25 protein-coding genes are annotated in these 24,323 nt (G+C 69.5%); 11 read left to right on the top strand and 14 right to left on the bottom strand.

Translation table 11 applies throughout. The features are described 5' to 3' along the window. Positions 1-9: 9 nt before the first annotated feature. Genes BDK92_RS28405 through BDK92_RS28380 form a run of 7 tightly spaced genes read right to left on the bottom strand, consistent with a single transcriptional unit; the run spans position 10 to position 7,727 of the window. Positions 10-1,203 (bottom strand): glycosyltransferase family 4 protein, encoded by a 1,194-nt coding sequence (locus BDK92_RS28405; RefSeq protein WP_121159451.1) that lies wholly within the window; start codon positions 1,201-1,203, stop codon positions 10-12. Further along, positions 1,200-2,402, bottom strand: coding sequence for a glycosyltransferase (locus tag BDK92_RS28400; protein WP_121159450.1), 1,203 nt, complete (start codon positions 2,400-2,402; stop codon positions 1,200-1,202). The genes BDK92_RS28405 and BDK92_RS28400 overlap by 4 nt, the downstream gene beginning before the upstream one ends. Continuing rightward, positions 2,399-3,664 (bottom strand): glycosyltransferase family 4 protein, encoded by a 1,266-nt coding sequence (locus tag BDK92_RS28395; RefSeq protein WP_246017291.1) that lies wholly within the window; start codon positions 3,662-3,664, stop codon positions 2,399-2,401. Before BDK92_RS28395 ends, BDK92_RS28400 begins: the two co-directional genes overlap by 4 nt. A gap of 17 nt (positions 3,665-3,681) precedes the next feature. Next, entirely contained in the window at positions 3,682-4,317 is a 636-nt protein-coding gene (locus tag BDK92_RS28390; protein ID WP_170208715.1) for a GNAT family N-acetyltransferase, read from the bottom strand. Further along, complete coding sequence (locus BDK92_RS39195) at positions 4,311-5,468, bottom strand: aspartate aminotransferase family protein (RefSeq protein WP_170208714.1); 1,158 nt, start codon at positions 5,466-5,468, stop codon at positions 4,311-4,313. Before BDK92_RS39195 ends, BDK92_RS28390 begins: the two co-directional genes overlap by 7 nt. Before the next feature lie 4 nt (positions 5,469-5,472). Beyond that, on the bottom strand, positions 5,473-6,534 hold the full coding sequence (locus tag BDK92_RS28385) for a lipid II:glycine glycyltransferase FemX (protein ID WP_121159447.1): 1,062 nt from the start codon (positions 6,532-6,534) through the stop codon (positions 5,473-5,475). Further along, positions 6,531-7,727: an aminotransferase class I/II-fold pyridoxal phosphate-dependent enzyme gene (locus BDK92_RS28380; RefSeq protein ID WP_121162660.1), complete on the bottom strand. Its 1,197-nt coding sequence runs from the start codon at positions 7,725-7,727 to the stop codon at positions 6,531-6,533. Before BDK92_RS28380 ends, BDK92_RS28385 begins: the two co-directional genes overlap by 4 nt. 136 nt (positions 7,728-7,863) lie before the next feature. Between BDK92_RS28380 and BDK92_RS28375 the strand changes: the two genes are divergently transcribed. Continuing rightward, a complete protein-coding gene (locus BDK92_RS28375) occupies positions 7,864-9,168 on the top strand; it encodes a lipopolysaccharide biosynthesis protein (RefSeq protein WP_121159446.1) in 1,305 nt (434 codons plus the stop codon). A 143-nt stretch (positions 9,169-9,311) separates the two neighbouring features. On the opposite strand, the gene BDK92_RS28370 is transcribed toward BDK92_RS28375, so the two are convergent. Both BDK92_RS28370 and BDK92_RS28365 read right to left on the bottom strand, forming a co-directional pair. Then, positions 9,312-10,076, bottom strand: a complete 765-nt coding sequence (locus BDK92_RS28370) for an SDR family oxidoreductase (protein WP_121159445.1) — start codon at positions 10,074-10,076, stop codon at positions 9,312-9,314. Positions 10,077-10,112: 36 nt separating this feature from the next. After that, entirely contained in the window at positions 10,113-11,096 is a 984-nt protein-coding gene (locus BDK92_RS28365; protein WP_121159444.1) for an NADP-dependent oxidoreductase, read from the bottom strand. Between the two features lie 194 nt (positions 11,097-11,290). Between BDK92_RS28365 and BDK92_RS28360 the strand changes: the two genes are divergently transcribed. Continuing rightward, entirely contained in the window at positions 11,291-11,704 is a 414-nt protein-coding gene (locus BDK92_RS28360) for a nuclear transport factor 2 family protein (RefSeq protein WP_170208713.1), read from the top strand. A 17-nt stretch (positions 11,705-11,721) separates the two neighbouring features. On the opposite strand, the gene BDK92_RS28355 is transcribed toward BDK92_RS28360, so the two are convergent. Together BDK92_RS28355 and BDK92_RS28350 are read right to left on the bottom strand one after the other, a co-directional pair. Beyond that, on the bottom strand, positions 11,722-12,132 hold the full coding sequence (locus BDK92_RS28355) for a thioredoxin family protein (RefSeq protein ID WP_121159442.1): 411 nt from the start codon (positions 12,130-12,132) through the stop codon (positions 11,722-11,724). Between the two features lie 117 nt (positions 12,133-12,249). Beyond that, positions 12,250-12,762 (bottom strand): NUDIX hydrolase, encoded by a 513-nt coding sequence (locus BDK92_RS28350; protein ID WP_121159441.1) that lies wholly within the window; start codon positions 12,760-12,762, stop codon positions 12,250-12,252. 217 nt (positions 12,763-12,979) lie between these two features. Here BDK92_RS28350 and BDK92_RS28345 point away from each other — a divergent pair, with 217 nt between their 5' ends. From BDK92_RS28345 to BDK92_RS28335, 3 genes are all read left to right on the top strand, one after another. Continuing rightward, positions 12,980-13,924: a helix-turn-helix transcriptional regulator gene (locus BDK92_RS28345; RefSeq protein ID WP_121159440.1), complete on the top strand. Its 945-nt coding sequence runs from the start codon at positions 12,980-12,982 to the stop codon at positions 13,922-13,924. Between the two features lie 352 nt (positions 13,925-14,276). After that, positions 14,277-15,662, top strand: coding sequence for an MFS transporter (locus tag BDK92_RS28340; RefSeq protein ID WP_211349396.1), 1,386 nt, complete (start codon positions 14,277-14,279; stop codon positions 15,660-15,662). An 83-nt stretch (positions 15,663-15,745) separates the two neighbouring features. Further along, a complete protein-coding gene (locus BDK92_RS28335) occupies positions 15,746-16,300 on the top strand; it encodes a GNAT family N-acetyltransferase (RefSeq protein ID WP_121159439.1) in 555 nt (184 codons plus the stop codon). A 507-nt stretch (positions 16,301-16,807) separates the two neighbouring features. Here the strand turns inward: BDK92_RS28335 and BDK92_RS28330 are convergent. Continuing rightward, positions 16,808-18,076, bottom strand: coding sequence for a hypothetical protein (locus BDK92_RS28330; RefSeq protein ID WP_147457140.1), 1,269 nt, complete (start codon positions 18,074-18,076; stop codon positions 16,808-16,810). Between the two features lie 359 nt (positions 18,077-18,435). Between BDK92_RS28330 and BDK92_RS28320 the strand changes: the two genes are divergently transcribed. Continuing rightward, positions 18,436-19,125: a hypothetical protein gene (locus BDK92_RS28320; protein WP_121159436.1), complete on the top strand. Its 690-nt coding sequence runs from the start codon at positions 18,436-18,438 to the stop codon at positions 19,123-19,125. A gap of 114 nt (positions 19,126-19,239) precedes the next feature. Here the strand turns inward: BDK92_RS28320 and BDK92_RS28315 are convergent, their stop codons facing one another. Further along, positions 19,240-19,431, bottom strand: coding sequence for a DUF397 domain-containing protein (locus BDK92_RS28315; protein WP_121159435.1), 192 nt, complete (start codon positions 19,429-19,431; stop codon positions 19,240-19,242). Then, positions 19,422-20,225, bottom strand: coding sequence for a helix-turn-helix domain-containing protein (locus BDK92_RS28310; RefSeq protein WP_121159434.1), 804 nt, complete (start codon positions 20,223-20,225; stop codon positions 19,422-19,424). The genes BDK92_RS28315 and BDK92_RS28310 overlap by 10 nt, the downstream gene beginning before the upstream one ends. A gap of 194 nt (positions 20,226-20,419) precedes the next feature. Here BDK92_RS28310 and BDK92_RS28305 point away from each other — a divergent pair, with 194 nt between their 5' ends. The 5 genes from BDK92_RS28305 to BDK92_RS28285 all read left to right on the top strand — a co-directional run bounded on the left by BDK92_RS28305 (position 20,420) and on the right by BDK92_RS28285 (position 24,276). Next, on the top strand, positions 20,420-20,725 hold the full coding sequence (locus tag BDK92_RS28305) for a hypothetical protein (RefSeq protein WP_121159433.1): 306 nt from the start codon (positions 20,420-20,422) through the stop codon (positions 20,723-20,725). Further along, positions 20,725-21,009 carry a hypothetical protein gene (locus BDK92_RS28300; protein WP_246017290.1) on the top strand — a complete coding sequence of 95 codons (285 nt, stop codon included), beginning with the start codon at positions 20,725-20,727 and terminating at the stop codon, positions 21,007-21,009. Before BDK92_RS28305 ends, BDK92_RS28300 begins: the two co-directional genes overlap by 1 nt. A 47-nt stretch (positions 21,010-21,056) precedes the next feature. After that, positions 21,057-22,193 (top strand): hypothetical protein, encoded by a 1,137-nt coding sequence (locus BDK92_RS28295; RefSeq protein ID WP_121159432.1) that lies wholly within the window; start codon positions 21,057-21,059, stop codon positions 22,191-22,193. Positions 22,194-22,277: 84 nt separating this feature from the next. After that, a complete protein-coding gene (locus BDK92_RS28290) occupies positions 22,278-23,498 on the top strand; it encodes an aminoglycoside phosphotransferase family protein (RefSeq protein ID WP_211349394.1) in 1,221 nt (406 codons plus the stop codon). 1 nt (position 23,499) lies between these two features. Further along, positions 23,500-24,276, top strand: coding sequence for a class I SAM-dependent methyltransferase (locus tag BDK92_RS28285; RefSeq protein ID WP_121159430.1), 777 nt, complete (start codon positions 23,500-23,502; stop codon positions 24,274-24,276). Positions 24,277-24,323: the final 47 nt, after the last annotated feature.

Raw genomic sequence — 24,323 nt, 5'->3', positions numbered from 1 at the left:
GCTCCACCCTCATCGCCCATCCACCGTCCAGAGTTCCCGCCAGCGTGCGACCGCGCTCGTCAACAGGAACGGCGACCGGTACAGGCTGTCCCGGATCTCGTTGCGCGCGACCGGGCCGAGCTGGATCTGCGTCACCACCGCCTCTGCCCATCGGTGCGGCCCGTCGGCGAGCGGCAGCAGGACGAGCCCGCGTACCTGGGGCTCGACCTCGCGCAGACACGGCAGGTCGGTCGCGACCACCGGAACCCCGGCGGCCAGTGCCTCCAGCACCACCCCCGGCAACTCTTCCCGGCGGGAGGGGAGCAGCAGCACGTCGATCGCGGCCAGCACCGAGGCGATCTCGTCAGTCTCACCGGCGAGCACGACCAGCGGGTCGTCGACGATCTCCGGATGTGCCCCCACCAGGTCGTCGGCACCACCGGGGCCGACCACGAACAGGCGCGCGTCCGGCCACCGGGCGCGGACGGCACGGTGCACCCGCACCAGGTACGGACGGTTCTTCTCCGGTGACGAGCGCCCCAGGTACGCCAGCACCGGTACGTCGGTCGGCAACTGCCAGCGCGACCGGGCGGCGGCCCGCTCCCAGCCCTCCACCCGGCTCGGGTTCACACTGCCGTAGAGCACCTGGTAGCGGCCGTCCCCGGGCGGCGGGCCGGCGAGTCGTAACGCGGCGGCGGTCACCCCGACCACACTGGTGGCGACCCTGCGCAGCAGCCAACGCAGCACCGACCGTCGCAGCCGTCGGCGCCGGCTGTCCGGGCGGCCGTCGCCCTCGTTCCACATCCGGGCGATCCGCACCGGCACCCCGGCGAGCCGGGCCACCAGGAGGATCACCGCACTGGTCAGGCCGACGTGCGAGACGACCACGTCCGGGCGGAGTTCACGCAGCCGACGCCAGAGCCGGGGCCCGAACGTACGTCCTGGACCCGCCGGGCACTGCTCCACCTGGGCGCCGGTGTGCCGGAACTCCTCGGCCAGGGCGCCCTCCTGCCCGTTGAGGGTGAGGAAGATCTGTTCCACCTCGGTCGGCGGGATGGAGCGGCACACGTCGAGCGAGACCGTCTCGGCCCGCCCCCGGTCCAACCAGCTGATCACGTGCACCACCCGGACGGCCCGCTCCACCGCCGGCCGCGCACGCTGGCTGGCGATCGACCCGCCGGTGTCGCCTCGGGCGTCGCCCTGTCGGGTCGATGAACCCGTCACGCGCGACGGCCTGCCGGTACCCGACGGGTGGCGGTGTCCCGCACGGTGCGATAGAAGTCGTCGCGGCGCGGACGCAGGGAGGCGACCGAGTAGTCCTGTGCCCGGGCCAGGTTGCGGGCCGAGGCGGCGGTGAGCCGGGCCGGGTCGGCGAGGAAGTGCCGGATCGCGGCGGCGAGCACGAACGGGTCGTTCGGCGGCACCATGTCCTCGGCGCCGAGCAGCTCCGGGATGCCACCGACGTTGGAGCCGAGCGCGGGCAGACCGCGCGCCATGGCCTCGATCAGCACCCGGGGCAGCCCCTCGGTACGCGACGGCACCACCACCAGGTCCGCGGCGTCGAGGTGTTTACGTACGGCCGGGCCGGCGGGGACGGTGCCGACGAAGGTGACCCGGTCGGCCAGTCCCGCCTCGACCACGAGCCGTTCCAGCTGCGGCCGGAAGCGCCCGTCGCCGAGGTGCACCAGCCGGGGGGCCTCGCCGTCGGCGGCGATCCGGGCCAGCGCCTCGATCAGGGTGTCGATGCCCTTGTAGAGCTGGTCGAGCGAACCGATCGAGATCAGTGTGCCGGGCCGGGGCGCCCGGTCGACCCGCCGGGGCGCGGGGACGAACGCCTCCGCCGGCAGGTCCACGCTGGAGTAGGCGACGCTGAGCGCGTCCGGTCGGCTCGGGTAACGCGACTGGAGGTGGCGTTCGGTGACGTACGCGACCGCACCGGCGGAGCGGCACAGGTGGCGCAGCCGGGTGGTGCCCCACTGGCGCAGGAACGGACGCAGCGGGTGCTCCACCACACCGGGGGCGAAGACGTCGTACGGGTCGCCGACGACCTCGATCGCGTACGGCAGCCGCTGCCGCTCCCGCCATCCGGCCAGCATCGCGCCGGTCGGCGACGGGACGCGCAGGATCACCGCGTCGCCCGGTTGTGCCGCGGCGCGTACCGCCTGGCGGATGGAGCGCCAGCTCGCGAGGTACTGCCGGGGGCCGACGTAGTGCGGCAGCGGCCAGAGTTCGACCCCGGGCCCGTCGACCCGGTGGGCGTTGCCCGCGGGCGTGTCGACGTGCCGGAGCCGGGCCACCACCCGGACCGTGTCGAAGGCGGCGAGGTAGCGGCTGAAGAACGGGTACGCCGGGCCGTCCTGGGTCCAGACCGAGCCGTCCGGGGCACGGGAGAACCGGGTCTCGGTGGTCACCACGACCCTCATCGCGTACGCACCCCGGCCGCGGTCCGCTCCACGATGTCCGCGATCCTCTCGGCCGCCGGCCCGTGGTCGAAGAACTTGACCATCCGTTCGCGGGCGGCGTCGCCACGCCGGGTCAGCTCACCCGCCTCGAACTCCCGGTACGCGGCGACCAGCGCGGCTTCCAGGGGCGCGACCTCGCCGGCCGGTACGACCCAGCCGCTGGCCTCGTCGACCACCTCGGGCAGTCCACCGGCGTCGCTGACGATGCTCGGCAGCCCCATCGAGCCCGCCTCGACCGGGGCGCCGTGCCCCTCCGACAGCGACGGGCTGACGCTCAGGTCGGCCGCGTTGTAGTACGGGCGCACCTCGGTCACCGACTCCAGCCAGGTCACGCTCGGGTCGGTGTCGACACCGAAGCGGCGGACGAGGTCCCGCCGGTGTGTCTCGCCGGGCGGGGAGAAGCCGCCGCCGATCAGCAGCAGGTGGGAGTTGGGGTGCCGGGCGTGGAAGGACTGCCAGGCGGGGAGCAGCAGGTCGTGTCCCTTGATTCCGCGTCCGTTGTACGTCAGCCGTTTCGGCGCGTACACGTAGGCGACCATGATCACGACGAATGCGTCCTGGGCGACCCCCAGCTCGGCCCGGATCTTGGCCCGCAGTTCCTCCGCCGTCGGCCCGTCCGACCCGGGCTCGACCGCGTGGTCGCGTTCCGCCCCGGTACGCCGGTTCGCCACATGCCGCTGCTCGGCGACGTAGCGGCGCCGGCTGAAGTGTCCGGTGTCGATCCCGGGGGTGGTGGCCGGGCGGTGTTCCGGCGGGGCCCCGAGTGCGCCGTACTGGCGGGAGGTGTACTCGGTGCCGCAGATGACCACGTCGTCGGCGCGCCAGAGCCAGCGCTCGACGGTACGGATGAGCCGGGATTCGAGGAAGAGCGGTCCGACGACCACGTGCACCCGGCCGAGCCGCAGGCCCACCGAGGTGAACCGGGCGGCGAGGGCGGGGGCGTACAGGTGGTATTTCAGGATGTCCAGGCGCAGGTCGCGCAGGAGCCGGCGGAGGTGCCAGAGGCCGCGCAGGGTGGCGAGGTTCGGCCGGAAACGGAAGTCGAACGGGGACTCGACCACGTCGATGCCGCGCCGGTTCAGTTCCGTGGGCAGCGGCCCCGGACCCGGCGGCAGCACCACCATCACCTGGTGTCCCCGGCGGCGGAGTTCTTCGATCTGCGGCAGCATCCACCGCCCGCTCTGCCGGTGTTTGAACAGGATGGCTATTCGCAGTCCTGCCACTGTCTGTCCTTCCACGGTCAGGCCCGCGCGGGGTCGAGGTGCCGGGCCGGGTGGTCCTGGCTCGGCGGCATCGGTGGTGCGGGGGTGGCGCCGCAGACCCGTTCGACGTACTCGGCGGCGTCCGGTCCGGCGTCGAACTCGGGGCGCAGGATCGCCACCCGGATCAGGTCGTGCCAGGTGCCGCGACGGAAGACGGCCTCCCGGTCCCGGCCCTCGATCTGCCAACCGCAGCGGCGTACGTAGGCGCCGAGGCTGGCCGCGTTGAAGTCGAGCACGGTGCTGTGCAGGCGGCGGAGCCCGACCTCGTAGAAGCTCCAGGCCATGGTCAGCATGATCGAGTCGGTGCCGGCGCCCTTGGGCGTGGCACCGGGCATGAGCTTGACCGCGGTGAGGGCGGACTGGTTGTGCCAGTCGATCTCCCACAGTCCGGTCATGCCCACCGGTTTCCCGCTGGCCCGGTCGACGACGGTGAGCCGGCGGTTGCGTGGGTCGCGGGAGGCGCTGGCGAACCAGTCCCGCTGCGCGTCGCGCGCCACCGGCCAGTCCCAGCCCACCACGTGGCTGCGAACCTGCGGCGCGTTGGCCAGGTCGGCGAAGAAGTCGAGGTCGTCGGCCTGCATCGGGCGCAGGCCGACCAGTCGGCCGGTCAGCATGTTTCTCCTCTCGGGACCGACACCGGTCCGGTCGGGGCGGAGGCCGGCACGCTCTCGGCGGTGGCCGGGTGCAGTGCGCGCACCAGTTCCGCCACCCGGGCCATGTCCGACCCGCTCCATCGGTGGTCGGTGTGCAGGAAGAGCATCCGACGCGAGTAGCGGACCTGGTCGTCGTTCTCGTCCGGCTCGACGAGTCGCCAGAGCACCGCCGGGTAGACGGAGCGTTCGATCAGGCCGTGCCGTACCGCCTCGCGGGACCGGTGCGAGCCGAACTTCAGCACGACCCCGAGGGGGTACGCGCGGGCGGTCAGCCCCGGCAGCCCGGACAGACCGGCGGCGAGCAGCGCGGCGTTCTCGATCCGGCGCAGGCGGAGCCGGTCGACCGGGAGCGCGTGCAGGGCCTGCCGGGAGAACTCGGAGATGCCACTGACGTCGGCGGTGCGCAGCAGGTCCTCGCCGGCCGCGTAGCGGGCCAGGTAGCGCTGCTTGTCCAGCGGTGCGCCGGCCAGGTAGGCGGCCTTGAGGCACATGGCGGCCAGCACCCGGTCGACCACGGCCAGGTGGCGGGCGGTCGGCGGACCGGCGGACGGCAGCGGCCGACCGGTGTCCGACCAGAGGGCCCCACCGTCGGGCAGCGGCAGCGTCTTGCGCAGCGAGGCGAAGACGTAGTCGGCCCGCAGCGAGGGCAGCCACGGCGCCCGGGGGTCGTGGGTGACGTCGACGATCAGGGTCGCCCCGGCCGGTGCCGGCACCACCGGCGGCGCACCGAAGTACGAGACCAGCACCGCCGCGTCGGTGGGCGCGACGACCGGCGGCTCTCCCCCGTCCGGGCCGGCCGGGTAGCGCAGGACCGGCAGCACGTCGGTGACCGCGTCGGCCACCTCGTCGCAGTAGTACGTGGGCAGGTGCAGGGCGGTCCAGCCGTACTCGCGCCGGCCGAACTCGACAAGTGCGCGCAGCGCCTGCCGGCCCGAGCCGAAGAGTTCGCCGTACGGGGGCGTGGCCGGTGGTGGCGGGCCGGTCCAGTCCGCCCCGGTGGCCTGGTGGAGGGGGAAACTGGAGCCGACCTCCCAGCGGGAGGCGAACTCCCCTCGGGAGGCGACCGGCGACGGGTCGGTGTCGGTGTCGGTGTCGGTACGTCGGTCGGTCATCGCCTCAGCCCCGCCCCAGCCGGTAGCCCGGGAAGTACCCGGTTTCGCGGAGTTCTTCGACGGTCCGGCCGAGGTTGCGGGCGTGGGTGCCGAGCAGGGCCGCGTAACGTCCGGGGTCGAGCACCACCGCCCCGGTCCAGAACGGCGTCCGGATGCCACCGAAGGAACGTTTGAACTGGAACAGCCCGTCGTCGGCGCGGACCCCGCCGCCGAGGTGGACGAGCGCGCAGCCGTTCTCCGCAGCCCACTCCAGGATGGTCCAGAGCAGCAGGTTGTTGGCGCCTTCCCGGACGCTGCGGGGGTCGGAGCCGGCCAGGTGGTAGTGGGCCCGGTCGCGGTGGCGCAGGACGAGCGCGGCGGCGACCACCGTGCCGCCGGGGTCGCGTACCTCGGCGATCAGCAGCGCCTTGCCGAGGCCGTCCACCAGCGTCCGGTAGTACACCTCGGGGAAGTGGTAACCGGGGGCGCTGCCGACCCGGACCATGGTCTGCTCGTACAGCTTGCGGAAGGGTGACCCGGCGGCGACGTCGTCGATGCCGGCGGCCCGGATGCCCCCCTCCAGGCCGGCGTTGCGGGCCTTGCGGATCGCGGTACGGGACCGACCCTCCATCCCGGCCCAGATCGCCGTGCTCCCCTGGTCGACCGGGACGGTGATGGTGTCCGCGCGGCGGGTGAGGTCGATCGTGCCGAGGTGGCGTACGGCGTCGACCGACTGGGGGTCCAGTGGGGAGAACCGGAGGAAGAGGGTGACCATGGCCTGGTCGCGCCAGTGGTGGACGGCCCGGTCCCAGAACCGGGCGAGTTCGGTGGGTGTGGTGCCCGGGCCGACGTGGATTCCGGAGTAGCCGTACGGGCTGACCGCGTCGGATGCCCCGGTGCCGTCGTCGAGCCGGCGGACCACGTACGGCACCAGGATCCGGTGGGTCGAGTGGGCGAGCTGCCAGGTGCCGGGTTCGGTGCTGGCGGCGGCCCGGCCGTAGCCTGCGGTGTGGTAGACGTCCGGGCATTCCGGGTCGATCAGCGCCGCCGCGCTGTCGGCTCCGACCACGGCCAACTGTTCGGTCACCGCTGTGCCAGGAACTGCTCGATGGCGTGGAAGACCCGGGCCGTCTGGGTCTCGTCCAGGGCGGAGCCGCTGGGCAGGGTGAGTCCCTCTTCGAAGAGTCGTTGCGCGGCGCCGGTGAGGACCGCCCGCGACTGACTGAAGATCGGCTGGAGGTGCATCGGTTTCCACACGGGTCGGGTCTCGATGTCGTCGGCGGCGAGGTGCGCGCCGAGCTCCCCCGCCCGCCAGCCGGCCTGTTCCGGGTCGACGACGATCGTGGTGAGCCAGCAGTTGGAGCCTCGGGCTCCGGCGGTGTCGGGCGCGATCCGGACCCCGGCGGAGAGACCGTCGACGTCGGGTCCGCCGCCGGGTCCGCCTTCCTCCGGGTCTCCGAGCAGCCGTACGCCGGGCACGGCGGCGAAGAGTTTGGCGTAGCGTTCGCGCAGTTCCCGGCGGCGGGCGAGCATCTCGTCCAGGCGGCTGAGCTGGGCCCGGCCGAGGGCGGCGAGCAGGTTGCTGAGGCGGTAGTTGTAGCCGACGTCGAGGTGTTCGTAGTGCGGCACGGGTTGCCGGGCCTGGGTGGCGAGGTAGCGGCTGTGGGCGATCAGCCCGGCGTCGTCGGAGACGATCATGCCGCCGCCGGAGGTGGTGATGATCTTGTTGCCGTTGAACGACAGTGCCGCGATCCGGCCGAACGACCCGGCCTGCCGCCCCCGGTAGGTCGAACCGAGTGACTCGGCCGCGTCGGCCAGCACCGGCACCCGGGCGGCGGCGCAGATCGGCAGGATCTCGTCGTAGTCGGCGCAGGCGCCGAACATGTCCACCGGCACCACCGCGGCGACCCGCTGGCCGGCGACCCGCAGCCGGTGCAGCAGGTCGGCCAGGAGAGCGACGTCGATGTTGCCGGTGGCCGGGTCACAGTCGACGAAGACCGGTTCGGCGCCGGTGTAGACGACCGCGTTGGCGGTGGCCACGAAGGTCAGGGTCGGCACGACGACGACCTGTCCGGGGCCGGCGCCGAGGGCGAGCAGCGCGAGGTGCAGGGCGGCGGTTCCGGAGCTGACCGCGACCGCGTGGGCCACGCCCACCCGTTCGGCCACCTCGCGCTCGAACGCGTCCACCTCGGGGCCGAGCGGCGCGACCCAGCCGGAGCGGAGCGCCCGGACCAGGTACGTCTCTTCCAGCCGCCCGACGTCCGGCGGCGAAAGGTAGATCCGGTTCACAGGCACTGCCTCCGACCCAAACACTCCGAAAGTATCCAAAGGGTTTGTATCAGTTGAAGCGGCGCGTTGAGGGCGATTTGGCTATTCTGGTCAGATTCAATAATCTGCCCGAACAAGGCGGTACAGCATGGAGAACGCGGGAACGGGCACGCAGGTCGCGGCTGCTCGCCGGCGATCTCCGGTGGCCTTCCTGACCGGGTCCAGCCTCGCCCAGTCGGCCAGCTACGGACTCAGCGCCCTACTGGCCAGCGCACTCCTCGGGCCACATCAACGCGGATTGATGCTGCTCGGCATCACCACCGGCAGCATCGCCGGACTCCTCGCCGGTCTGGGCACCGGTTCCGCTCTCCGCTCGCGCCTGCCCGCCGTCAGCGGCACGGCGACCGGGGCACGCCTGCTCGCGTCGTACACCTGGTGGTCGATGCTCTCCGTGGTGACCGGGGGCGGACTCGCCATCCTGCTCTCCCGGCTCGCCGCCCCGCTGGTCGACACCGGACTGGGCGAGCCTCCGTTCCTGGCCGCGGTCCTGGTGGTCACCACCGGGTACGTGGCCCTGACCCAGCTCCCCGACGTCTGGTGCGCGACCGGCCGCTCCCGTGCGGGCAGTGTCTGGGCCGCACTGGTCGCCGCCGGTGGCCTGGTCGGCGTGCTCATCGGAGCCACACTCGACCGCTCGGCGTGGGCGTTGCTGCTCGCCCAGGGCACCGGCATGGTCGCGATCGCCGCCCTACAGGCCGCCCGGCTGCGCGTGGTCGGGCTGGTCCCGCTCGCCTCGCCCGCCGGTCGGGAACTCGCCGAACTGCTCCGCCACGGCTGCCGCGCCCTCGGTCTCACGATGGGGCTGGCCCTGGCCCTGCGCGCCGACCGGTACGTGCTGGGTGCGGTGGCCGGCGCCGCCACGGTCGGCATCTACTCGGTCGCCGCCACGCTGAGCGAGGGTCCGCGAGTGGTGCCCGCCGCGCTGGGCTGGATCGTCAACCGTGACGTCGCGCTCGGCGCCGGGGTGTCCAGGGTGGTCCGGACCCGGCGCACGGCACTGCTCGCGGCGGCGGCGGTGAGCCTGCTGGTGGGGGTCGGCGGCTGGTTCCTGATCATCCCGATCTTCGGTACGGAGTTCGCCGACGCCCGCCCACTGCTGCTGGTCCTGCTCCTCGCCGAGATCACCTTCGCCCCGTTCGCGGTCGCCAGCCAGGGCCTGCTCGGCGGCGGCTGGACAACCACCGCCGGACTGCTCGGCGCGGCGGGCGGTGTCATGGCGCTGGTCCTCTTCGCCACCGCGATCCCCCTCTGGGGCGGGTACGGCACCGCGATCGCCTACGTGCTCACGTACGCCGGGCTCTCGGTCGTCTCCTGGCGGCTACTCCGCCCACGACTCGTCGGCAACATCGCTCCCCGTCGACACGGGACGACCTCACCACCGATCCGGGTCTGACGAGGTGACGGCCGGCTCGTACCGAGCCGCCAGCGCGGCTTGGCGGTCGGGGTCGGGGTCGGGGTCGGAGAGCCTTCGGCGCGTGCGGCGCCTGGCATCGGCGGTCAGGAAGTCGCATGCGCCGAAGGCCCGAGACCGGGTCGTCAGGCGGTGGTCAGGCCACCGTCGATCGCGAGTGCGGCTCCGATGATGAACGGGGCTTCGTCGCTCAACAGGAAGGCCGCGAACGCGGCGACCTCTTCGGGGCGCCCGATCCGACCCACCGGGTGCATGGCGCCGGCAACACGGATGGCCTCCTCCGGGTTCGGGCCCATGGCGCCGCGCAGGAGCGGGGTGTCGACGCCGCCGGTGACAAGCGCGTTGATCCGCACACCCGTCGCGGCCACGTCCAGTGCCGCCGACCGGGTGAGCCCGATGACGCCGTGCTTGGCGGCGCTGTAGGCGGCCATGCCGGCCGCACCGGTGACACCGACGTTGGAGGCGTTGTTCACGATCGCGCCGCCGCCGGACGCCTGAAGCGCGGGAATCTGGTACTTCAGCCCGAAGAAGACACTGTTCAGGTTGAGCGCCATCTCAGCAGCCCACGCGTCCTCGCCGATCTCGGCGACCGGGCCGATCGCGGTGGCCGCACCCACGTTGTTGAACGCGCCGTCGAGCCGGCCGTAGTGGTCGACCGCTTGCCGGACCAACTGCTCCACCTCGGCCCCGACCGTCACATCGGTCGGCACGAAAATCGCGTCCCGGCCGGCGGAGCGCAACTCGGCGACAAACGCGTCGCCGGCTTCCTTACCGCGTGCCGCCAGGACGACCTTCGCGCCCTCGGCGGCGACCCGCTCGGCGACGGCCCGCCCCATGCCGGAGGTGGCACCGGTGACCATAATGACCTTGTCCGCGAAACGCAGGGACACAATTAATCCTTATCTCTGATTTCTCTGCTGATTGGTTCAGAAGGTGAGCACGAGCCGGCCGCGTACGCCGCCGGCCGCGAAGCGGCGATGCGCGTCGGGCGCCTCGGCGGCGGGCAGGACCTTCGCGACCCTCGGGATGAGCACACCTGACTCGGCCAGGCGGCGGACCTCGTCCAGCTTGTCCGCCCGGCCGGCGTAGTCCGGCACGAACGGAATCCGTACCGTGATCCCGCGGGTGCTCCCGACCTCATATCCGCCGGGTTCGGCGCTCTGCCGGAACGGGACCAGCGTGCCACCGTCCCTAATGGCGTCGAGCAGCCGCGACCCGACCAGCGCCACGTCCGCGACCGCGTCCACACCCTCGGGCCAGCGGGCCCGGATACGCTGCGCCACATCGGAGCCCCGGGCCACAACGTCGGTCGCGCCGGACTCGCGGACCAGGGCCTCGTCGGCCGGGGCGGCATCGGCAACCACGGTCAGTCCGGCGTGACTGGCCATCTGCACCAGGTAGCTACCGAGTGTCCCGGCGGCCCCGACCACGGCCAGGGTCGAACCTGACGCGAGAGCCAACTGATCCAGAGCCAACAGTGCGGTCAACGCGTTCATCGGCAGGGTCGCCGCGGCCTCGTGGCTCACGCCGGCCGGCGCACGGACGACCCAGTTCACGGGAAGCGCGACGTACTCCACGTAACCGCCACCGCTGTTCTCAAGCGAGCCGTCGGGCTTCGGAGTCACCGGCAGGATCATCGCCATGACCGGGTCACCGACCGACAGATCCGTGACCGTCCCAGGGCCGATCTCGTCGACCACACCCGCGACGTCCATTCCGGGCACGTAGGGCCCCGGCACCCCGGACAGCGCCTCGGCGTGGACACCGGCACGCAACAGGGTGTCCGACGGATTCACCGAGGCCGCGTGTACGCGTACCCGAACCTCGCCGGGACCGGCATGCGGTTCCGGCAGTTCGATAACCTGCAGCACCTCCGGCCCGCCGAACTCGCGCAGACCAACAGCTCGCACGATCGTGTTCCTCTCGTGGTCCTCATCACGTACCTGGTATCAATTCCGTACTGCTCTACTGAGTGTGTGGAAAGCCGACCCGGGCGACAAGAGAGCACTTCAATGTGCCCAGGTATCACGGGAGGAACCATTCATGCCGAATGAGTGCCCACCCGTGGCAGGGCGACGGGTTGCGAACTCGACCGACTGGGCGCTTGGAGGACATTGAGGAGATCCACCAGCTCAAGGCCCGCTACTTCCGCCTGGTGGACGAGAAGAAGCACGATGAGCTGGCTGCGATCTTCACTCCCAATGCCAAGCTCACGACCGACGGGATCACCTGGAAGTCGCCGAAGGAGTTCGCGTACACGATTCGCGACCTCACCGGCGCCGCACCGTCGGCCCACTCGGGAGCCATGCCGGAGATCACGATCATGGGGCCGAACACGGCAACCGGGATCTGGTCGATGGAGGACTCGGTGCTGCTGACCCGCTTCAGGTGGCCAGCCCGACCCCCGCCACACCCTTTTAGGGCGCACGCACACAAGAGAGGCCCCCGGCGCGCGATGCCGGGGGCCTCCTCCGCTGGCACTCCGCCTGGCCGGGGAATCCCGGACCAGCGCGGTTGACCGGGGCGAAGACCGGCTCAGGGCTGGGGAGCTGTCACGAACGGAGATCCGGCCTCACCGGTATCCAACATCTCGATCATCTCGAGCACCCAATCGTTGTACTCCTCCTGCATGTCGGCCTGAGACACCTCGTCCACCGACGCCGCCAGGTCGTCGGCCGACATCGACCCCGCGAAGCGCCGGGCCGGTAGGCCGTCGCGGTAGACGACGATGCTGGGCAGCGCCCGCAGGTGATGCAGTTCGGACAGGTCTTTCTGCTCCACCGCTTCGACCGTCCAGACCGGGCACTCCGGGTGCTGGGCTACAAACTTGTCGAGTTCCGGCTGAAACTGCTGACAAGCCGGGCTCTCGCTCCACCGGAAGACCAGTACGGCGATCCCGGACGAGAGCGCGGCGTCATGTTCGCTGCTGGAAAGTGGTCGCATCATGTCGTGACTGACGTCGGACGGATGGCACCAGTTCAGCTTCGACCTGCGTCTAGGACATCTGCCACATTCTCGGCACCGGCACCACCGCCGGTTGGAGGTTGTTCTGACGAGATATGTTCACCCGAGTAGCCGGTGAAACGCCTCCAAGCTGTCCGGCATCCACGTCCACTCGACGAGCCGCCGCTTGAGGTCATCCTCGGCGAGGAACGTGTGCCAGGCGATCTCCTCGGCCTGTGGATCGACCGGCAGTTCGCACCGTACTTCGTAAACGGAGGACCACCAGGTGTGGTCCGGTGTCTCGTAGAGAAACGTGAACAGCGACGTGGGCATGGGCAGTTCCGACACCCCCAACTCCTCCTTGGCCTCGCGTAACGCCGCTTCGTCGTACGACTCGCCCGCGCCGACCACGCCACCGACGAACATGTCGTACAGCGACGGGAAGAGGAGCTTCCGAGCGGTACGGCGGTGCACGAAGATCCGTCCCGCACCGTCCCGCACCAACACGAACACGCAGCGGTGCCGCAGTCTGTGGGCGTACGCCTCACTGCGTGTCGCCTGTCCCACCACGGTGTCGTTCTCGTCCACGACGTCCAGTAACTCGTCTGCCGAAAGCGGCGACTGATCAGCCATAAGGGTCTCCCTGGACTGGGCGTGTGCCCTGCTCGACACACGCGTTCATTCCACCGGTTGCCAACGCGGGCGCGCGGGCCACCTGCCGGTCACGCATACGGACTGTTGGTCACCATCGGTTCGATGATTCGCTGCCGGGCGAACATGGAGCAGCCTGCCATAATTCCACCCGCGAGGGCGGAATAGCACTGTCGGCGCATTCCCCAACCTATGCTCGATGAATTCGCTCACCGCCCGCCCGCGCCCCTCGGAGTTGACGGAGGCGGCAGATCTCGGTGCTAGCCTGGTGATCATGGACTCGCACGGGCGTCCTCCGGACCGGAAGAACAGCCCGTTGGGTGAGTTTCTCCGTTCTCGCCGCGCTTCGGTCGGCCCCGAAGAGGTCGGCGTCACCAGCATCCGACGGCGCCGGGTCAGCGGGCTGCGGCGTGAGGAACTTGCCCGGTTGGCCGGTGTCAGCGTCGACTACTACACCCGGCTCGAGCAGGGGCGGCATGCCACCGCCTCGTACGCCGTACTCGAGTCGATCGCGACCGCACTGCTGCTGACGCCCGCCGAACGCGCATATCTTCACCGTCTGGCCAAGGTCCCCGGCACTATTCGGTCCCCGGCTCCGCAAAATATGCGGGTCCGACCGGAGACAATCGCCTTGCTCAATGCACTCGGTACGACGCCCGGCGTCGTACTCGGACCGAACCTGGATGTCCTGGCGACCAACGCCGCCGCCCGTCGCCTGTATGGGGATCTCGACGCGCTCGCGGCGGCAGAACGCAACGCGATCCACTGGATGCTGTTCCACCCGGATGCTGAGCGGCTGCACGGCGACGAGTGGGCCGAGGTCGCGGCGGAGATGATCGGCATGTTGCGGCTCCGGGCCGGTCGAGCGCTCGCCCACCCGGACGTGCGGCGCCTCGTCCAGGAACTTGGCGCGAGCAGCGCCTTCTTCCGGAAGGTATGGGCCGAACAAACGGTCTCAACCGGCAGTCGGGCGATAAAGCATTTCCAACATCCGGAGGCCGGCGCAATCGAGCTGATCGTCGAGAGCCTGACCGTCAAGCACGCCGAAGATCAGACCGTGGTCGTCCTCATGCCACCGCCGGGTTCACCCTCTGAACGCTCGTGGCGAGCGGTGATGGCGCGAGACCCGCACGCGGCCCGATAGCCGCCATCGTCGCCAGGTACGTCGCCGGCCGTGTGATCGCCGTCCTAGCCACGACTGGGCCAGGCTGGCTACCCACGAAGTCGCTAACTTTGGGCTGCCCGACAAGCCACGGAAGCGCCCTGACCGAATCCCACTGCGCAAACGCGATTCTCACCGATTCCTCACTGCGCGCTGCCCGCAGTGCCGAGCGGGATTCCCGCGAAGAAAGCGCGACCGGAGGTGTCCGGGCATCCTCGCCCGAGAAACGGACCCAACAGAACTAATGCCGAACAATGTGCGCGCCCGGCAGGCCGTACCAACATCCGTACCGGCGGAGCTGTCGGCCCACCCGGAACGGTGGCGGATGCTGCCGGTGATTCTCATCGCAATCTTTATGGGGTTGTTCGACTTCTCTGCGGTCAACATAGCGGCCCCGCCGTTGCAGCACGAATTGCACACCACCGAGTCGGCGCTGGAACTCATCGTCGCCGGTTACGCGTTCACCTACGCCAGCGGCATGGTCACCGGCGGCCGGCTGGGGGATCTCTTCGGATACCGGCGACTGTTCCTGGTCGGCATGGTCGCCTTCACCATCGCGTCGTTGCTCTGCGGGGTGGCACAGAGTCCGATGCAATTAGTCGGCGCACGGCTACTACAGGGGGCCACGGCCGCGATCATGGTCCCGCAGGTGCTGGCGCTGATCACGGCGGCGTTCCCGCCGGCGGAACGTACCCGAGCGCTCGGCTGGTTCGGCATGACGATGGGTATCGGCAGTGTCGCGGGCCAGGTCCTGGGTGGAGTGCTGATCAATGCCAACCTGTTCGGTTGGGGCTGGCGAAACATCTTCCTGGTCAACGTCCCGGTCGGTCTGCTCGCGCTCACCTTCGCCCTGCGTACACTGCCGCGCACCCCACTGGCGGCCCGGCGTCTCGATCCGGTCGGCGCCCTCGGCATTCCGGTCGGCCTCGCGCTCCTGCTGGTGCCACTGGTTCTCGGCCGCACCCAGGGTTGGCCGACCTGGACCTGGATCTCCATGGCGGCGAGTGTTCCCACCCTGACCGCGGTCATCGCGTGGGAGCGCAAGCTGGGTGACCGTGGGGAGGAGCCGGTGCTCGACGTGACCCTGTTCCGGACCAGACCATTCGTGATCGGGCTGCTCACCAACGTCGCCTTCCTCGGCTTCTGGGGCAGCTACTTCTTCGTGCTGACCCTGGTGGTCCAGTCCGGCCTGGGCCTCACCGCGTTGGCGGCCGGAATGGCGTTCATGCCGATGGGCGTCGTGTTCGGCGTGACCTCGATCCTGGCCCGACCGCTGGTCGCCCGCTACGGCGCGCGCATGATTACCCTCGGTGCGGCCATCTCCGCACTCGCACTGCTGGCCACCATCGTCGTTGTCCGGGTCGAGGGAAACACGATCGGGATCTGGGCACTGATACCCGAGATGGTCATGCTTGGCCTCGGTACCGGGCTCGCGTTTCCCGCCCTCGTCGGATCAGTGCTCGCCGAGGTTCCCCGGCGGGCGGCCGGGGCCGCTGCCGGAAGTCTGTCCACCGCGCAACAGTTCGCCAGTGCGGCTGGTGTGGCCGTCATCGGCTCGGTGTTCTTCGCGACGTTCGGAAGTCACCAAGGCCACCCGGAAATCTCCAATGCGCTCACCACGGTCACTGTCATCCACCTGGTGTTGATGCTCGTCGTCACCGGATTGTCGATCCTGCTCGTTCGACGTCCGAACAAGCGGATGCTCGCACCGAACCCCTAGATCATCTTCGCGTACCGGCGCCGCCCGACAGATCATGATCAGGGGCGGAGCACATCGTTCACCTGCGGACGAAGGAGGCAGCAATGCAGGAAGCCGAGCCGGGGCAACCGGTGGAGATATCCCTGGTTCCCCTGGACCAAGCCGACAACGCCGAGTTCGTGACGCGGATCGCCGACCTGGTCAATAAGGCGTACGCCGACGCCGAGAAGGGGCTCTGGCGCGACGGCACCAGACGGACCAGCGCCGACGAAGTAGCGGCCGTGATCCGGGCCGGGCAGCTCGCCGTGGCCCGACTGGACGGCCGACTGGTCGGCACCGTCCGGGTTCAGCGCCTGCACAGCGGGGAGGCCGAGTTCGGCATGCTCGTCGCCAGCCCGCAACACCGCGGTCTGGGCATTGGCCGGGCCCTCGTCACCTTCGCCGAAGCCTGGGCGCGGGACCGGGGACTGGACCGGATGCAACTCGAACTACTCGTGCCCCGGGCCTGGACCGATCCGGTGAAGGACTTCCTGCGCCACTGGTACACCCGGATCGGCTATCGCGAGGTCCGCGTCGGCCAGCTCGACGAGGCGTACCCGGCGCATGTGCCGTATCTCGCCACGCCGTGCGACTTCGTCATCTTCCACAAGACGCTCTAGGGTCGCGGGTCGGTGATCTCTTGACGGCTAGTACTCCAGCCGTACCTGCTGAATTTTGAGTCTTCGCTGGTAGCGGCTCACTTTGGCTCGGTATTGGTGGCAACAACGCCACGATGACCATCGATAGGTGTGGTCCAGTAGTCGAACCCGGGTGATCAGGTGTGCCAGGAGACGTCGGACCTCGCCGAGGGTAAGAGGGATGAGTCCCGTCGTACAGGCGCGGGCCTTTTACGCCGTCGCCGCAGCTGCGTCGGCGTACGGGTGAACGTGCTCAGGTAGGCACCACCGAACGAACGTGCCCAGTGGCGCAAGGTCAAATCCGGCAAGTGCCGGGGCTGAACGACCGCCGGCAGTCTCGCAGTTCGTCGCAGTGGCAAGTCGTACCTGCGGTCAGGCCTGTTCGACGCGACGACCGGGGCCGAGATCGCCAGGGATCGAACACCGTATCCAGAGTCGCGGGCACCAGGTACGGCCGGTGCCCCGAACGGGGCACCGGCCGTACCTGTTTCAGAAGATCGACGGCATCAGGTAGATCATTCGGCCGGGGGACGATCCACTGGTGATGTGCTCGGTCACCGACCAGAGGTGCCCGCTGGACTGCCAGATGGAGAGGTCCTCCGGGCCGATCGGGGTTTTGCGCGGGCTGCCGTTGAGATTGAGGGTGCTACCGGAGGGCAGTGCCTTGTACAGGTTGCCGTTTCTGGTAGTGCCGTCGCTCTGGTTGAAGTAGAAGTTGATGCCGTTGGTGGCGGCGCCCTGGATGTTGCTTACTGGAAGGTTCCAGGCCGCGTCGGGTACGCCGTTGGTGGGTACGTGGTCGGTCATGTTGTATGCCACCAGCCGGCCGTTGACCGCCGCGTCAGCGGGGCAGTACTCGCCCACGATCAACCGGTCCGGGACCGCCATCCGGTCGAGGCTGATGTAGGAGAACCGAGGGTCGGCTCCGGAGCTGAGGCAGAAGTTCGCCGAGTTGCTAGCCGTCGGCCGCTGCCAGAATCCGATCTGCATCATCGCGTACTTGTAGGTGGAGGCGCAGTAGCTGTCTGGGGCGGCGTCGGCGTCGGCTGTGTCGACCCAGCCGATGCCACTGCACGTCGTCGTGCCGTTGGTCGAGGCACCGAGGTCGTAGATGTGTTTCATGCCAAAGACGCGGATTCCCCAGTTCGTGTCCACCACGTAGAGATAGTCCCCGTACCAGACCATGCCGCCGACATGCAGGTTGTTGAGTGCCCTGAAGTTGTACCGGCCGAGCGCGCTGTCCCAGTAGGGATTTGCCAGCAGCACGTGCCGGTACGCGTCCGTGGCGGTGTTCATCACTGATATCCGAGCCCCGCTGGAGCCCTCGTGGTACCAGCCGACGATCAGCCCCTGTTGTCCGTTCCATTCCTCGTCGCCGAGGGCGTCGGAGACGGTGGTGATCGCCTGTGGGATCCATGCGGTGGGGTCCAGGTCGGGGCCGGGACGGAGGCTGCTGCTGTCGGTTGACGCGAAGCAGTACCAGGCGATCGGTGTGGACTGACCCAATGCGTTGCTGCAGCTGCTTCCCCGGTAGGCCGCGGTGTGGTTGCCGTCCTGGAGGACCGCGGTCATGGTCGCCTTGACCATCGGAATCGCGTCGGCTGCGGGGTAGGACGTCCAGGACAGGGTGAAGTCATCGATCGTGGCTGCGTGCGCGGCCGGCGCCGAGACGGTGACCCCGAGGGTCGCGACGAGAAGTGTCGCCATCGAGACGGCGGTACGCCGTAGCCAACGGCGTGGGGGATGGTCTTGTGTCATGGGTGGTGTCCTCCCGGTGAACGGCTCGTGACACGCTCATGTCCGAGTCCATATGCTCGGATGAACGCGACCCGATCGAACACGGCCCGAATGTCGGGAACCTTGAGGAAATCTCGAATCGGCTGGACAACACCGTTTCGCCCGGCAGAGGAGGTCCGGGACCCGGCGACCCGGGCGAGGTCGACCAGCCGGGTGCGGCGTGGGCCGTAGCAGACGTAGGCAAGGTGGTCGGCTTCCACGAATACAACCGCCCGCTCGACTGAGCGCTCGGAGGAAGTCGGCCGCGTCGAAGGGCGCGGGGTCCGCAGGTCAGAAGCATGCCGACGGAAATGTCGGAGTACGCCCATAGGGTGCCCGCCATGATGATCACAAGCGGATGGGTGACGACCGGGCTGGGCAGGTTCAGTTTGCCGAAAGCCCCCTTGGCGACGTACCAGTTCGACGGCGACAGCGGCTACGAGGCGCCGTCCACTTCGGCTCGGACGCATCCCGGCGGCCTGCACGGCTGGATGCGGGAGCTGGTGCCCTTCGTCAAACAAGCGGCGGCGGCGCCGGGAAAGGACGGCGACATCACGATGGTGGACGGTGGGGCGTTCCGGGCGGACCCCGACGCGGCGCTGCCGGAACAGTTCGTCACCTTCATGTCCGATCCGGTGCTGCGCGACTCGGTGCCGAGCTGTACCTCGTGCTACTGGGAAGCGACACTCCCACGGGTGCCGAGCCCGGTCCGGGAGGGCGCGCACCTGGTGCGATTCCTCAACGACCAGCAGGGGGTTCTGTTCTGGTACCTGCACCTGTTGCCGGACGGCGACCACGAGATCCTGTGCGGCGCGGGGGAGTACGACGCGTACGAGGTCTCCCCGGAGGATGCCGCCGGTGACCTGATCCGGGTCGCCGCGAGCTTCGACGAGTTCATCGCCCGGTTCTGGATCGAAAACCTCGCCTGGTACGAGGTCGTGTGGCAGAAACGCGCCGACGAGGACCTCTCGCCGCCGGTCCGGGAGTACGTGCACCAGTACGCCGCCGCGTCCGGCACCACTGCCGGATGAACCGCGCGGCGTGGGCGAGCCGGTGGGGCTCACACCACGCCGCGCGTCACGCGGGGTGCGGACCGTCGCGCAGGCGGACGGTCGACCAGGAACGTGCTCGATCGGGGTGAGGGGTCAGCCGACGCTTTTCGCGTAGCCGACAAACGCCGACCAGGCGGCCGGCTCGAAGGTCAGGGTGCCGCCGTCGCGGTCCTTGGTGTCCCGAACGAGGACGCGGCCGGGGAGGTTGTCGGCCACCTCCACGCAGTCGCCCCCGCCGGAACCGCTGCGGGTGGACTTACGCCACTTGGCGCCGATCAGGTCCATGAGGTCACAACTTCCTTCATCAGATCGGTTGACTGCCGGCGGGACAACGCCTCGTTCCGGACGGTCTCCCACCTCGACAGGAGCGTAGCAACGTCGTCATCCTTCTCGATCACCGTGCCGCCGAGCTGGTTCTCCAGGTTTCCGACCCAGCCGCCGTCCGCCGAACGGGCGAGGACGAACGCACCCGTCAGTCCGACGTGCATGCTGACCTCGGTCGGGACGATGTGGATGCTCACGTTCGGCCGCTCGGCGCACTCGATCAGGCGGGCGATCTGCTCGGTCATGATGCCCCGGAAACCCTCGTCGGCGCGGCGGAGGACGATCTCGTCGATGACCGCCAGGAAGTGCGGCGGGTCGGGCTTGGTGAAGATCGCCTGTCGATCCATCCGATTGGCCAGGCGCTTCTCCACCTGCTCGTCGCTGAGCGTGTCGTCGCAGCGGATCACCACACGGGCGTAGTTCTCGGTCTGGAGCAGGCCCGGCACGAGACTCGGCTGGTAGCACCGGAGCTGCCGCGCGTTGCGTTCGGCGTCCAGCCAGGGCAGGAACCAGGACGGGAGCCCGTCCCGCTCGGCCAGCTTGAGCAGGGCAATCAGCAGGCCACCCGTGCCCAGCACCTCGTCGGCCCGACTGAGGAAGAGCCGGTCGAGCGGGCGCTGCCCCAACTCGACGGCCGAAACCTGCGACCCCGAGTAGTGGACCAGCCGGCCGAACTCCTCCTGGCTCAGGCCGGCGGCGGTCCGGAACCGGCGTAGCTGAGCCCGGATCAGATCGGCGGTCGATTCGTTTTCCACAGTTCCTCCACAGCTTCCCGAGGTTCGCCACAAATTCCCCGGCAATTCCAGGGAATGGACACTGCAATGATCCACTTGATCGGTCTTTACCCAGGTCGACATCGATGCCTTACGCAGATTAGTGGGGTGCTTGCAAGCTGTCATTAGTGGAACCGCTCGGAGTTGTCCCGCTGTCCGTCTACTGAGGAGGTGTGATGCCCGCCAGGCCGCTGGTCCAGGTCGGCGACATCGTCAACGCCGAATTCTTCGACTACCACCGTGTCGTCAGCGGCGAACTCACCGGCGGCCGGGGTGACCTTCACCTGCGCGTGACACACCTGCCGGACGACGCCGACACCCGGGCCGGTGACTGGATCGCCCTGCGCGGCGTCGAGTTACGGCCGGGCGAGCGCGAGGGTGACGAGATGCCGTTCGTCGTACACCGTCGCGCCCTGCCCGGCTACCAGCCCCGCCAGTTGCCGGAGGTGCCCGGCCTGGTCGAATGGGACGGGGCCCAGTGATGGAGGACGCCGCCGCCCATCCCGAGATGCCCCCGCACGTGCCCCTGCGGCCCCTCTGGATCTGCCGGGTCGACGCGCACCCGTGGCCCTGCGGGCAGGCGCGGATCGACATGCTGAACGGATTCCGCCACCGCCGGGTCGCGCTCTACCTCTATCTCGGCGCCCAGTTCGTCCAGGCCCTGGACGACCTCTACGCCATGGACCCCCCACCCGAGCCCCAGGCCCTGCACACCCGCTTCCTCGGCTGGGTGCCGACACGCACACACCGCCGCCGATCAATCTGAACGGAAACAGATGTTGACCGTGGCGGACCGACTGCGACAATCAGCGAATGGCTGACAGCGATCAAGGCGCCGATCGCGTCTTCTCGGACGCGAACTTCTTCGAATGGAACTTCTCCATCAAGGCGAACAGTTCGCCGTGGTCGGTGGAGGAGGGAATGACGCAACTGCTCGCCCACGAGAGCGCGGAGGGGTTCGCGCGGCCCCTGGCCCAGGCGGTGCAGGCCGACGCCCAGGTCATTCACGAACTGGGCAAACGGCGGACACCCACGGCCCTCGCGGCGTTACGGGGCTTCCAGGCGATGAGCACGATCGACACCCAACGCGAACTCGCGCAGGCGAACGCCGACCTGCTCGTGCAGGAAGGACAACCCGACCCGCCCTGGGCGTCCACGATCGGCCGGGTGCGGGTCGACGGTTGCTGGTGGGCGCACGACCAGTTCAACGAGACCGCGCTCGTGCTCTGCGCCTTCTCCTACGACGGAGACGACGCACACGCCATCCTGGCCCTGATCGACCGCACCCTCGGCGGCGGGCTGGTCCGGGAGATCACCCTCAACATGGACGTGGACATGCTGCTGGACTTCCTGCGCGACGCCCACGAGGACGGGGAGGACTTCGTCAACGAACCGCTCGACCCGGCGTACGCCCGACGGCTGATCGAGGACGCCATCGCCACCTCGGACGAGTTGCTCGAAGACCGGCAGTTCAGGCTCAGGGGAATGCCGGCGGCGTACCGGAAGATGCGCGCACTGACCCTGGCCCGGGCGCGCGCGTTGAGCGATGTCGCCGCGCCACCGGAGCCTTTCCCCACCACTGTGGAAATCGAGCTTCTGAAACAGAACTTCCTCGCCTCCGGGGCCGCGTCCGGGCTCCCCGCGAACCCCGCCACGAGCCGGGCCGTCGACCTGCTCGTCACACACTTCATCGAAGACGCGGCCTGCCACCCCCTCCACCTCGGCCCACGCCGGATCGAAGCCGTTCTCGGCCTGCCGACCCTCTCCCCCGACCAGATCGACGACCCGGACGTCGGGAAGATCCTCCCGGAGGTGGCCGACGCCTGGATCGCCTGGACCGCGGCGGAGCGAGGTCTCGACAGCGACGCCACCGCACGTCTCGAAGAGGCCGCGGACGAGGCCCGGCTACGACCCAGTTCCGCCGAACCCGAGGGTGACGGAACAACCTGATTTCCGACGGCCGTCCGATCGGGCATACTGCGCATAGAACATAATCGATTACCGAACGGGGTCACGATCGAGGAGACCGGTCATTTGGACAGTGGCACGCGTACCGGTAATCCGGGACTGACGGTGGCGGGCACGATGGCGCGGTACGGCGGACACGTCCTCCGGGAACGGCTCACCCCCCGACCGGCGACCACCCCGGCAGACATACCGGTACGGCCGAGCGAGGTCACCGGGGAGTGGCTGACCTCCGTACTCTGCACCGCCCACCCGGACGCGGCGGTCGAGTCGTACGAGCTGCACGACGTCAGCAGCGGCACGTCGACCCGGTGGCGGGCCACGGTGACGTACAACCGGGCCGGGCAGGAGGCGGGGCTGCCGACGGCGCTCTTCGCCAAGACCACACTCGGCTGGACCCAGCGGCTGCTGCTCGGCATGGCCGACGTCCTCACCGGCGAGCCGGGCTTCTACCGGCACCTGCGGCCACACCTGGAAATCGAGGCCCCGCAGGGTTACCACGGCGCGGCCGACGCCGGATCGGGCCGCTCGATCGCGCTGATGGAGGACATCGTCGCCACCCGACAGGTGACCTTCTGTACGCCGCAGACACCGATCTCCCGCGCCGACATGGAGGACCTGCTCGCCAGCATGGCGACCTGGCACGGACGGTACTGGGCCGACCCCGAGCTGGACCGGCACGCGTTCCTGCACAAGACACCGCAGACGTTCGTCGGCAACCTGGCCCGGTTCGCCCAGCTCCGCAAGCGCGGCCGGGTGGGCGTGCTCAGGGCCAGGACGGTCATCCCCGATCGGGTCGTGCCGCTGTACGACGACCTGTACCAAGCGCTGTGGCGATCCCTGGAGCTGGCCGCCGAGGGCCCGCTGACGTTGCTGCACGGCGACTCGCACATCAGCAACGCGTACCGGACCGGTGCGGGGCGGATGGGGTTCGGTGACTGGCAGGTCGTCATGCGCGGCAACTGGGCGTACGACGTCGCGTACACGATCGCGACCGGGCTGACCGTCGACGACCGGCGCGACTGGGAACGGGACCTGCTCGGCTTCTACCTGGGCCGGTTGGCCGAGGCCGGCGGCAGCGCACCGGACTTCGACGACGCCTGGTTGGCGTACCGGCAGCAGATGCTCTGGCCGTACTTCGGCTGGTTGCTCTCGACCGGGCGGAGCGCGATCCAGCCCAGATTCCAGTCGGACTCGACCAACTTCGGCATGCTCGAACGCACCTCGAACGCCCTCCTCGATCTGGACACCCTCGGCGCGGTGCGCCGCCCCACCCGAACGGGAGCCTGAGATGTACTGGGTCGAGGACTTCTACTCCCGTACCGGTCAGTGGTGGGGCCGGGCCGAGGCCCGGCTCACCGACCGCGACCACCACCGGGTGTCGCTGCTGCACGACCACTGCGGCGGGGCACCGAAACGGGTGCTGGAGCTGGGCGCGGGTTACGGCGCGACGGCGGTCGCGACGGCACAGGCCGGACACATGGTCACCGCGATCGAGATCAGTGACCGGATCGACTTTGTCGACGGGCTGGCCCGGGACGTCTCGCCGGGGGCGTTGGGCGTGATCAAGGACGACTTCTACACGGTACGACTGGACCGGCCGTTCGACGTGGTCTGCTACTGGAACGGGTTCGGGGTGGGTTCGGACGCCGACCAGCGGCGCCTGCTGGAACGGATCGCCACCGAGTGGCTGCGACCGGGCGGCGCCGCCCTGATCGACGTCAGCAACCCCTTCGTCTGGGCCCGCTGGAACGGTGGCGAGGAGCACCTGATGCCGGCCCCGGAGCGGGGCTACGACCACGAGCTGCACGAACGGACCACCTTCGACCCGGTGAGCTGCGTGGCGGTCGACACCTGGTGGGAGGCGTCGAGCCCACACCAGTCGATCAGCCAGTTCCTGCGCTGTTACACCCCGGCGGACCTGATGCTGCTGCTCGCCGGCACCGGACTCCAGCTCACCGCGATCACGGTCGGCGACCGTACGTTCACACCGACGCCGCAGCCGGGGCTGGCCGAACTGCTGCACGAACACCACGAGTACCTCGCCGTGCTGCGCCACAACGGCTAGGTGCGCTGGACCCACTTGGCATTGCGGCGGTGGGGTCCTATGCGACG

Source organism: Micromonospora pisi (assembly GCF_003633685.1).
In the GTDB taxonomy this organism is placed as follows: Bacteria; Actinomycetota; Actinomycetes; order Mycobacteriales; family Micromonosporaceae; genus Micromonospora_G; species Micromonospora_G pisi.
This window is presented reverse-complemented; position numbering and strand designations above follow the sequence as displayed.

Bases quoted from the DNA above. Each gene is read 5' to 3' on its own strand.
- BDK92_RS28390 (WP_170208715.1), bottom strand. From the start codon at position 4,317: ATGCTGACCGGCCGACTGGTCGGCCTGCGCCCGATGCAGGCCGACGAC.
- BDK92_RS28320 (WP_121159436.1), top strand. From the start codon at position 18,436: ATGATGATCACAAGCGGATGGGTGACGACCGGGCTGGGCAGGTTCAGT.
- BDK92_RS28345 (WP_121159440.1), top strand. From the start codon at position 12,980: ATGAATTCGCTCACCGCCCGCCCGCGCCCCTCGGAGTTGACGGAGGCG.
- BDK92_RS28305 (WP_121159433.1), top strand. From the start codon at position 20,420: ATGCCCGCCAGGCCGCTGGTCCAGGTCGGCGACATCGTCAACGCCGAA.
- BDK92_RS39195 (WP_170208714.1), bottom strand. From the start codon at position 5,468: ATGACCGACCGACGTACCGACACCGACACCGACACCGACCCGTCGCCG.
- BDK92_RS28285 (WP_121159430.1), top strand. From the start codon at position 23,500: ATGTACTGGGTCGAGGACTTCTACTCCCGTACCGGTCAGTGGTGGGGC.
- BDK92_RS28335 (WP_121159439.1), top strand. From the start codon at position 15,746: ATGCAGGAAGCCGAGCCGGGGCAACCGGTGGAGATATCCCTGGTTCCC.
- BDK92_RS28375 (WP_121159446.1), top strand. From the start codon at position 7,864: ATGGAGAACGCGGGAACGGGCACGCAGGTCGCGGCTGCTCGCCGGCGA.
- BDK92_RS28315 (WP_121159435.1), bottom strand. From the start codon at position 19,431: ATGGACCTGATCGGCGCCAAGTGGCGTAAGTCCACCCGCAGCGGTTCC.
- BDK92_RS28300 (WP_246017290.1), top strand. From the start codon at position 20,725: ATGGAGGACGCCGCCGCCCATCCCGAGATGCCCCCGCACGTGCCCCTG.
- BDK92_RS28400 (WP_121159450.1), bottom strand. From the start codon at position 2,402: ATGAGGGTCGTGGTGACCACCGAGACCCGGTTCTCCCGTGCCCCGGAC.
- BDK92_RS28330 (WP_147457140.1), bottom strand. From the start codon at position 18,076: ATGACACAAGACCATCCCCCACGCCGTTGGCTACGGCGTACCGCCGTC.
- BDK92_RS28350 (WP_121159441.1), bottom strand. From the start codon at position 12,762: ATGGCTGATCAGTCGCCGCTTTCGGCAGACGAGTTACTGGACGTCGTG.
- BDK92_RS28355 (WP_121159442.1), bottom strand. From the start codon at position 12,132: ATGATGCGACCACTTTCCAGCAGCGAACATGACGCCGCGCTCTCGTCC.
- BDK92_RS28295 (WP_121159432.1), top strand. From the start codon at position 21,057: ATGGCTGACAGCGATCAAGGCGCCGATCGCGTCTTCTCGGACGCGAAC.